The organism is Stenotrophomonas sp. YJH_SMC_80 (assembly GCF_059372495.1).
The window spans coordinates 1-2,566 of the sequence record NZ_JCAFVP010000033.1; the positions used below are offsets into that span (position 1 = coordinate 1).

Annotated in this window: 1 protein-coding gene and 1 pseudogene; both read left to right on the plus strand. The window is 56.1% G+C overall.

The genetic code is table 11. From position 1 onward, the window contains the following. On the plus strand, nucleotides 1-930 hold a 930-nt coding region (locus tag AC5P99_RS21515; protein WP_495213540.1), incomplete at its 5' end, for an RHS repeat-associated core domain-containing protein. A 1,353-nt stretch (nucleotides 931-2,283) separates the two neighbouring features. After that, nucleotides 2,284-2,566: pseudogene (locus AC5P99_RS21520) on the plus strand (hypothetical protein); the annotation flags it as partial.

Below are 2,566 nucleotides of genomic sequence, written 5' to 3' on the forward strand. Positions count from 1 at the left end.
CGCGTGCTGCGTACTCCAGCCGGTGGCGCAGCTCAGATCACGCTGTACGATGAGGCCGGGCAGTGGCTGGGCAACTACTCGGCCACGGGGCAGGCGCAACAGCAGGCCATCTGGCTGGATAACTACCCGGTGGCGCTGATCGACGTGCCGGGCACCGGCGTGCCGGAACTTGCCTACGTCCAACCAGATCATCTGGGCACGCCGCGCGTGGTGATCGATCCGGTGCGGAATGTTGCAATCTGGGAGTGGAGCAACAGGAGCGAGGTATTCGGCAACCAGATTCCGAGTGCTGACCCGGATGGCGATGGTGTGGCGTTCGAGCTGGCGCTGCGATTCCCGGGCCAGCAGGCCACGGATGCGAGTGGGTTGTTCTACAACTACCAGCGGGAATACGACCCGGCGGTGGGGCGGTATTCGCAGAGTGATCCGATCGGTTTGAGAGGCGGAGCTTCAATCTACGCGTACACAGGAATTGATCCGTTAGACTTTGTCGATCCATTAGGACTTCTCCGCTATCACTCGTGGGTCAGCAAGAAGTACCCCGCGACGACGGAATTCTTGAATGGAACGAAAGATCGAATGACCAGTCGCAAATATGATGGATTCCAGCGATACGGAAACATCGGACAGGGGCATCTTGATCAGCTTCTATCGAAATGCGATGGGCCAGTCATTACGCCAAAATACATGAGGCATGACGATGGTAGTTGCGCGCCTGGCTCGGGTGAGATATTTATTCATGAGACCTATTTTGACCGCTTCGAATCGGGTGACCGAAGCCCAGAACTCCTGCAGAAGCTGGAAAGAACACTGGAGCACGAGTTGGTTCACTTCTCGGAGTATTTCTGGAACAAAAATCAGTACAAGGGCGAGGAGGGGTGGAGCTATGAAGAGTATGTCTATGGGATCAGAAGGCCTGCTTCACACTAACCTCTTTCGCGTTGGCTTGTGCTTGATAATTGCATTTACCCTATTTGGATGCGCAAAGTCATCCAGTGAAAGAGGTGCTCCGTGTAGTCATGATCCGGTGGCAATCATCCAGGCGGCATCCTCGGATTCAGCGCTTTCTGCATACGGAGGAGATGGATGGGGATCTTCACGGATAAACGTTCTATGGGATGGCGATGAATCGTCATCTTCATTGCCGTTGTGCGAAGCCAACGGCGGGAGATTTCAGTTCGTAAAGTCGTCGTCATATGATCGCACTTCGCCATTCATTGCCATTGAGAAGTTGTACTTTGATGACGATGCTGCTTTCATGGAAATCGGATTCCCTCCGACAGGAAAGAACGCAGATGTGTTCTTGAGAAAAGAGGAAGGAGTATGGCGGGTCAAGAAGACACATCTATGGGAGAACTAGCCCCATCCACATCGGGTCTCTACGTTTGCTCCGTCTGCCCTAGCATCCCGTGCGTCGGACCCGAGCTGATTCTTCTCGAACGCTACCTCCATGATCGCCATTGTTCGGTAGCACACGCCGCATGTGCGGCGTGTGTTCCATAACATCCGCATCGGGCCTGCTTTAATCAGCAGGCCACAGCGCAGCCACCCGGTCCGCCCACCAGCTCGGTATCCGACTAGATCACGGGGGGCGTGTGGCGTGCGGCAGCTCTCACTGGACGAGAACACTGGTGGGGCCAAGGGACTCAACAGGAAGCAATCAGTACCCATACTCAACTGAACGCCGTGCTCTCCCAGGTATCCTCGCCCCCTGGTCAGACCGCGACGGCAGTCAGTGCAGTAGCATCCAAGTATCCCGTACAGCTACTGAGCCGCGCTGCCTCGGGTTTCGGTGTCAGTTGTATATTTTCACCAGCGGTAAGGATCCCGGTATCCGGCTCGCTGTCTATGTTCATCCTTTAGAGTTACCTATCAGCATCCTGATGCTGTCGCAGCGGCGGCAATAGTTGGCGAGGAGGTTTGCCGGTGAGGTCGATACTTTCATTCACGTGCTCCTCCTGCGGGGCACGTGAACAGAGCTTCTCTACATTCAATTCACTTAACAGGTCGGTGCGGAAGTATTGCGGGCGTTGCGGATTCGGCGTCGAGTCTGTACAGATATGTGCTTCTTCTACTCTATGCTCATGTACTGGCCGTCATCGCTGCATTCCCTTCGTGCTTGCGGTTACAGGCAATAAATGGTGGCTGGCCCTGACAGTTGTAATAGTGTTCGCACTCTTGGTCCTCGCTCCTGCCATGGTAATTCACGCTAAAAACGCGGTGCGTTGCGCGGGTACGGAATCGTAGAATTGCCATGCTTGGACTCAATCGGCCGCAACGACCTCTGAACTGAAGACCGGCACATGCTCGACGGTGCTGGCCAAGTACGCCTACGACGCTCTGGGCCGCCTGACCCAGACCCAGGACGGCGCGACTGGCACGCCGATCGAAACCTACGCGTATGACGCCACCGGTAATCGCGCTTCGCTGACCACCTCGGCAGGCACCGCCAGCTACACCTACCCCGCAACCAGCCATCGCCTGACTGCGGTGGATGGCGAAGCGCGCACCCATGACGCAGCGGGCAATACCACCAGCATCGGCAGCAAGACCTTCACCTACAGCG